We start from the raw sequence: 6,861 nt of genomic DNA, 5'->3' as shown, positions 1-6,861 counted from the left end.
CCTGATCGCATCGCTTGGAAATCCATGTGTGCCACCAGCGAAGGCATGGAGAAAGGCGAAAAATGGTGCAAACGCGCGATCTGGCGGAATACTCTTCCGGCCGTCAAACACGCGTGGAAATCGGTCGATAAGCTGACATCGTGGGCGTTCGTCGGAATGTGGCGTGACCGGGTTGCCGAGTTCTATTCGAAATACGTGGCCACCGCCGCCGCCGAACGGGCGAACCAATAAATTTCCGTTGAGTGGTTGGAGGCCGATTTGGATGAAGCCTTCGCGAACGAAGCGACAGATTACACCGCCGCGCGATCTCGGCCGCCCTCTACCGCGGCTGTTTTTGGTTTGGCTGAATTGAGCTCGCAATCTGCGCACGGTGGTGTTTCCACATTCCGTAAGGTGCGAAGATATAGCCAAGAAGCGCCCAACCAACCATCCAGGTCATCGCCACCCATTCTGGCAACTGCACCAAAGTCCTCGCAGCCAGCGGGGCAAACATTCCAGCAAGCCATACAAGTACAAACCTTAGCGCCTTGCCCCAGCCAAGATTGGCCGAGACATAGGCCACGTAAGCTCGCAAATATTCGCCAAGATCCCGCATTTGGTTCAAGCTTAGCACATAATGTGGCATGGGAAGCGCTGGCAACTGCCGCCCCTTCTCCCAAAAGGCGCAGCGGCCAATTTCCGCCAAAGGACGAAAGGAACGACAATCGCCGATCAATAGAGCCTCAAACCCACCACGAAAATCGCCTGTGAGTTTGGCGCATGACGACGTGGCCCCCACATCACTATTCAATCGTCGCGCCTGGGGCGCGGAGAATTTCTGACCCAATGCTGCAAAAGGACTTTTGCAACACTATCGGCACTTTTCGGACGTCGCCGACCGCTCTGCCCATGTCTGCTGTCCGGCGCAACGCGGATCTACCAGTCGAGCGCGTCGAGGTCTGAAAATGACCCTGGCTGTGTGAAACGACGGAACGACCATTCTGGTTCGAACGGACCGCTCAAGCCGCGGTTCAGGCCGGCGTGAATTCGGCGGCATGCAGCTTGACGAAGTCGTACATGCTTATCGGCTTCTGGCCCGTGAGCTTGAACACGTCGTCGGTCATACGGTCGTAGCGGCCCTGCTTATTCAGCTCCGTCATCACCGAGAGGTGCTTGACAGTGTGCGCCGGCGCACCCGCCGCGAGAAGCTTCTCGCTCCAGCCGGAGAGTGGCACGTCGCGATAGCGGATCGTCCGACCCAGCGCCTTGGAGAACGCGCGTGCATAGTATTCCAAATCGGCCGATTCAAAACCGGTTAGATTGTAGATCTGGCCAATGTGCGGCGTGGGATCCTCGAGGACGACCGATACGGCGCGCGCTACGTCCACAGCCGAGATCGGGGAGGTTTTGCCCGCACCCATTGGCAGCGCCAGTTCGTCGGCGTCCCGCACGCCCGGGGCAGCGAAAAGCCGGAAGAACCCATCGAGGAAGACCGTGGGCCGCATGGTGACGACCGGGAGGCTCGACCAGGACAAAGCCTGTTCCGCCAGCCAGTGCAGTTTGTGCTGAGGGCTATCGGTGCTCTCGCTGATGCTCATCTGCGTAACGGTCATCTGCGACATGTTCACGAAAGCCTCGACGCCGTGGTGGCGCGCCACGGCAGCGGTGTTGACGGTGGCCGTCAAGTAATCGGCCGAAACCGACATGCCGAAGTAGACACGCGCGCAACCTTCGATCGCGCGGTGCATCCCGACCAGGTCGGTCAGGTCGCCTCGCATGACCTCGGCGCCGAGCCGGCGCAGGGCTTGGGCGCGTTCATCCTCTCGGCGAACCAAAGCTCGCACCTTGTGCCCCCTGGCGAGCAACATTTCGGTGACATTGCGGCCGATGGAACCGACAGCGCCCGCCGCGCCGGTCACCAGGATCGGGCTAGCGTGTGACGGTTGAGTGGTCATTTCATTGCCTCTCGATGAGTTCGATTGCGGGACGATCGCATAGCCCGAGGGCGCAGACGCTCAGCGCAGCAAGCGTGCTCACCGTCGCACCGGATGTTGGGAAAGTCCGAAGACGAGCGCGGCGGCGTGCGCGAAGGATATTAGCAGGGATTGACCGAGTCTAGACTTTGCGCGATGCAGTGCGAATTATGAATATGGGGCCTGGCTCTCGAGCCACCTCAGCACTCCCCGCCCCGCCGCAGCTCCGGTGGCAAAACAAGCCTGCAAGAGATAGCCGCCGGTCGGCGCTTCCCAATCGAGCATTTCGCCTGCGACGAAGACGCCAGGCAAGCGGCGGATCATGAAATCTTCCTCAAGTTCATCGAAAGCAATGCCGCCGGCGCTCGAGATCGCGCGCGCGATCGCAGAGGCGCCGGTGAGACGCAGCCGCACATCGTTGATCTGCTCTGCAAGAGCTTCCGGCGATAACGACGACAGCGATATCCCGGACGATTTTGCGGCTTCCTGCAACAGCCCAAGCGCAACCGGCGACAAGGACGCCGCCTTGCGCAGCCAGTTCGAAAGCGTCTGCTTCCCGCGCGGTGCCGACAACCGCGCGGCAAGGGCTGCTGCCTGAAAATCAGGCCGCAAGGCGATGTGCAGGGTCGCCTCACCCGAGCCGCGGATCGCTTGGCGCAGGTCGGCCGAAAGCGCATAGATCGCGCCGCCCTCGATGCCGCCCCGCGTGATCACGGCTTCGCCGCGGACGTTGCGGGTGCCAAACGAGAGCGTGATATTCTTTAGAGGCTGGCCTTCGAAACCCTTTCGAAAAATATCCGACCAGAGGACGGTGAAACCGCAATTGGCAGGCTCGAGCGAAAAAACCTTCACGCCCCTGGCGCGAAGCGTTTCCACCCATCCGCCGTCGGAGCCGAGCCGCGGCCAGCTTGCGCCGCCAAGCGCCAGCACGGTTGCGCGCGTCTCGACGGCGATTTGTCCCTCGCCCATCTGGAATAGCAACCGCCCCTTTTCGTCCCAGCCGCTCCAGCGATGGCGCAGCGAGAACTGCACGCCTATCGCATCGAGCCGACGCAGCCAGGCGCGCAGCAGCGGAGACGCTTTCAGGACTTTCGGAAAAATACGCCCGCTGGAGCCGACGAAAGTCGGCTGCCCCAGCGCCTCGCACCATGCCCTTAAGCGATCCGGCGAAAACGCCTCGATGGCGGGGGCCAATTGCGGACTTGCTTCGCGGTATCGCGACAGAAACGTCGGCAACGGCTCGCTATGCGTGAGGTTGAGCCCGCCGCGACCGGCCATCAGGAATTTCCGCCCCGCGGACGGCATCGCGTCATAGACCGTGACGCGGCCCCCGCCCTGCGCGATCGTTTCGGCCGCCATCAACCCGGCAGGACCGGCGCCGATGACGGCCACTTCAGTTTGGGAGATTCGCATGGATCGGGTTTACGTCATTCCGGAACACGCGTCTTCGCGTGGGCCCGGAATCCGAAGGTTGTCGGTCGAGATTCTCCGATGTGCAATTGCACATCGTAGTTCGCGCTAGCGCGCGCCCCGGAATGACGGTTTGCCTCACAACTTCACGCCTGCGCGCGCCGCCGCCTGGGTCACATATTTCTGCGTCTGCTGGAATGCGTTTTCCAGCGCCTTCGCGCGGCCCATGTCGCTGATCTCGGCGAAATGTGCCGTGATCGCTTCGGGCGTCCATTCATCTTGCGGAAGGTTGATTCCTTCGGTTTCCATGATCTTGATGACGGCAAACGATCCCGCGCCCGCGCCGATAATGGTGCGCGTCGGCGCGTCTTCGGAGAGCAGATAAAGCACCGCGGGTGTGATCGATTCCGGCCTCATCAGCTTGAGCGCCTGCGGCGGCAACAGCTCTTCCGTCATTCGCGTCGCCGCCGTCGGCGAAATCGTGTTGACGCGGATATCGTTCTTGCGACCCTCCTCGGCCAGCACGTTCATCAATCCGACGATACCGGCCTTCGCCGCGCCGTAATTGGCCTGGCCGAAATTGCCGAACAGGCCCGAGGACGAGGTGGTGACGACGATACGGCCATAGTTGCGTTCGCGCATGCCGTTCCACACCGCCTTGCAGCAATTAAAGGTGCCGATGAGATGGACGTCCAGCACTTTGGCGAAATCGGCACTTTCCATTTTTGGCAAAGGACTTGTCACGCAAAATGCCGGCATTGGCGCAGAGCAGATCGACCTTGCCCCACTCCCTCGTCGCGCGGTCGACCATCGCCTGAACCTGCTCGAAGTCGGAGACATCGGCGCCGTCGGCCATTGCCACGCCGCCCGCCTTGCGGATCTCCTCGACCACCGTTTGCGCCGGCGTCAACGAACCTCCGGTGCCGTCGCGTGCGCCACCGAAATCGTTGACGACGACCTTCGCGCCGCGGCTCGCCAGCCCGAGCGCGTGCGCGCGGCCAAGACCATTGCCCGCGCCGGTGACGATAGCGACGCGTCCATCAAACCTGATTGTCATGCATAAACTTCCCGAATGTTATTAAGCTTCTCGAGGGGGCCTTCTCCCTTGTGGGAGAAGGTGGCGCGAATGAAATTCGCGCCGATGAGGGGTTACTGCTTGCGGAGAGAAAACCCCTCACCCGGCTTTATCTCGCTTCGCTCGATTTCGCCACCCTCTCCCACAAGGGGAGAGGGTGTGACCCAGCAACGATAAATGTCCGGGTCATGCCCGGCCATGACGACGATTACGCGAAATAAATCAGGCCGATCCATTCGGCGATCAGAGCGGGTTTTTCCTCGCCCTCGATTTCGATCGTGACGCTGGTGCGCGATTGCAGCTCTTTCGGCTTGCGCAACTTTGCTTCCATCAGGGTGAAGCGGCCGCGCACCCGCGAGCCGGCGCGAACCGGCGAAATGAAGCGCAGTTTGTCAAAACCGTAATTGACGCCCATCGTGGTGCCCTCGATCACGGGCATCACCTCATATGACATGATGCTCAGAAGCGACATGGTCAGGAAGCCGTGCGCAACCGTCGAGCCAAACGCAGTTTCACGTTTTGCGCGCTCGGGATCGACGTGAATGAACTGGTGATCCTCGATCACGTCGGCAAAGGCGTTGATCCTGCCCTGATCGACCACATGCCATGACGACACGCCGATCTCACGCCCGACCATGTTCTGATACGCCTCAAGCGAAAGGGGCGGCTTCTTCCAGACTTCGTTCATTCCTCAGCTCTCCGATCGCGCTTTCTGCAATTCCGGGAAATCCTCTTCGCGAAACTCCGCGCCCCGCAGCGAACTGTTGCGATCATTGTCATGCTCCAGGCGGCGCAACTGCACGCGGCGGATTTTTCCCGAGATCGTCTTGGGTAATTCGGTCACCAGTTCAATCCGCCGGATTCGCTTGAATGGCGCAAGGCGCGCATGAAGGTACCGGAAGATCGAAAGCGCTGTTTCGCTCGAACGCGCCGCGCCCGAGACCAGCAGCACGTAAGCCTTGGGCACGGCAAGGCGAATGGGATCCGGGCTCGGCACGACGGCGGCTTCCGCGACCAGCTCGTGTTCGAGCAGGATGCTTTCGAGCTCGAACGGGCTGATGCGGTAATCCGATGATTTGAAGACGTCGTCGGAACGGCCGACAAAGGTGAGATAGCCTTCTTCATCGGCAAACACCACGTCGCCGCTGCGATAGAGCGCGCCGTCCGCACCGGAGAGCTTGCCGTCGTCGCCCTGATAACCCTGCATCAGGCCCGCGGGGCGGTCGTCGCCGAGCAACAGCGTGATCTCGCCTTCCTTGGTGAGGTTGCCGTCGACATCGGTGATCCGCACACGATATCCCGGCATCGGCCGGCCCATCGAGCCAATCTTGACCTTCTGCCCCGGCGAATTGCCGGCGAGCGCGGTGGTTTCGGTCTGGCCGTAGCCGTCGCGAATGATGAGCCCCCAGGCGTTGCGCACCTGATCGATCACTTCCGGATTGAGCGGCTCGCCGGCGCCACAGACCTCGCGCAAGCTCACCTTGAAATCCGCAAGCTTCTCCTGAATGAACAGCCGCCACACCGTCGGCGGTGCGCACAGCGTGGTGACGCCACAGCGTTCGATGGTCGCGAGCAATCCCCTGGCGTCGAAGCGCGGCTGATTGACGACGAACACGGTCGCCCGGGCATTCCAGGGCGCGAAAAAGCAGCTCCAGGCATGTTTCGCCCAGCCGGGCGAGGAAATGTTCAGATGGATGTCGCCGGGCTTTAGGCCGAGCCAGTACATGGTGGAGAGCCCGCCGACGGGATAGCTGCGCTGGCTGTGCCGCACCAGCTTCGGCTTGGCCGTGGTGCCGGAGGTGAAATAAAGCAGCATCGGATCGTCAGGCCGGGTTGGGCCATCGGGGGAGAAGGATTTTGGAGAATTCGCGGAACCCTCGTAGGCGAGCCAGCCTTCTTGTTTCGAGGCGGCGTCGACAACGATGCGGACCAGCTTTTCGCTGCCAAGGCCTGCGAATTTCGCGATCTGGTCCTGCGTCGCCACCACCACCCTGGCGCGGCCTCGCTCGAGCCGGTCGCGCAGTTCATCTGCCGTCAACAAGGTGGTCGCGGGAATCACCACCACGCCCAGTTTGATCGCCGCCAGCATCGTCTCCCAGAGCGGAACGACGTTGCCGAGCAGCAGCAGAAGATGATCGCCGCGCTTGATCCCTTGCGCACGCAAAAAATTCGCGACCTGACTGGAACGGCGGGATAGCGCTGCGAAGGAAAGCTTCGTCTCGCGGTTGCTGGCGGAATCGACGATCCAGAGCGCCGGACGATCCCGGCTATCGGCGTCACGCGCGAGCTCCGCGTCGAACCAGTCCAGCGCCCAGTTGAAGGGAACGGGGTCGGGCCAGCGGAACTCCGCCACCGCCTTGTCGTAATCCGTGCGGTGAGCCAGCAAGAAGGCACGGGCTTCCTGAAATGTCGTCATCGGCCTTC

5 protein-coding genes and 2 pseudogenes are annotated in these 6,861 nt (G+C 61.6%); 1 reads left to right on the top strand and 6 read right to left on the bottom strand.

Annotation, left to right across the window (positions count from 1 at the left end; translation table 11 throughout):
- A pseudogene (locus VNX23_RS26920) lies at positions 1 to 231 on the top strand (transglycosylase); the annotation flags it as partial.
- A gap of 88 nt (positions 232 to 319) precedes the next feature.
- Here the strand turns inward: VNX23_RS26920 and VNX23_RS26915 are convergent.
- From VNX23_RS26915 to VNX23_RS26890, 6 genes and pseudogenes are all read right to left on the bottom strand, one after another.
- Entirely contained in the window at positions 320 to 790 is a 471-nt protein-coding gene (locus VNX23_RS26915; RefSeq protein ID WP_325634607.1) for a hypothetical protein, read from the bottom strand.
- 220 nt (positions 791 to 1,010) lie between these two features.
- Positions 1,011 to 1,934 carry an NAD(P)H-binding protein gene (locus VNX23_RS26910; RefSeq protein WP_325634606.1) on the bottom strand — a complete coding sequence of 308 codons (924 nt, stop codon included), beginning with the start codon at positions 1,932 to 1,934 and terminating at the stop codon, positions 1,011 to 1,013.
- Between the two features lie 186 nt (positions 1,935 to 2,120).
- The gene (locus tag VNX23_RS26905) at positions 2,121 to 3,365 is read right to left on the bottom strand and encodes a TIGR03862 family flavoprotein (protein ID WP_325634605.1); all 1,245 of its coding nucleotides are present in this window, start codon (positions 3,363 to 3,365) and stop codon (positions 2,121 to 2,123) included.
- Positions 3,366 to 3,500: 135 nt separating this feature from the next.
- Positions 3,501 to 4,419 (bottom strand): annotated as a pseudogene (locus tag VNX23_RS26900) (SDR family NAD(P)-dependent oxidoreductase).
- 226 nt (positions 4,420 to 4,645) lie between these two features.
- Positions 4,646 to 5,125 (bottom strand): MaoC family dehydratase, encoded by a 480-nt coding sequence (locus VNX23_RS26895; protein ID WP_325634604.1) that lies wholly within the window; start codon positions 5,123 to 5,125, stop codon positions 4,646 to 4,648.
- A gap of 3 nt (positions 5,126 to 5,128) precedes the next feature.
- Positions 5,129 to 6,853 carry an AMP-binding protein gene (locus VNX23_RS26890; RefSeq protein WP_325634603.1) on the bottom strand — a complete coding sequence of 575 codons (1,725 nt, stop codon included), beginning with the start codon at positions 6,851 to 6,853 and terminating at the stop codon, positions 5,129 to 5,131.
- Positions 6,854 to 6,861 lie beyond the last annotated feature (8 nt).

Source organism: Bradyrhizobium sp. (genome assembly GCF_035570375.1).
Classification (GTDB): domain Bacteria; phylum Pseudomonadota; class Alphaproteobacteria; order Rhizobiales; family Xanthobacteraceae; genus Bradyrhizobium.
This window is presented reverse-complemented; position numbering and strand designations above follow the sequence as displayed.

Coding starts and splice junctions, on each gene's coding strand:
- VNX23_RS26910 (WP_325634606.1), bottom strand. CDS start 1,934: ATGACCACTCAACCGTCACACGCTAGCCCGATCCTGGTGACCGGCGCG.
- VNX23_RS26905 (WP_325634605.1), bottom strand. CDS start 3,365: ATGCGAATCTCCCAAACTGAAGTGGCCGTCATCGGCGCCGGTCCTGCC.
- VNX23_RS26895 (WP_325634604.1), bottom strand. CDS start 5,125: ATGAACGAAGTCTGGAAGAAGCCGCCCCTTTCGCTTGAGGCGTATCAG.
- VNX23_RS26890 (WP_325634603.1), bottom strand. CDS start 6,853: ATGACGACATTTCAGGAAGCCCGTGCCTTCTTGCTGGCTCACCGCACG.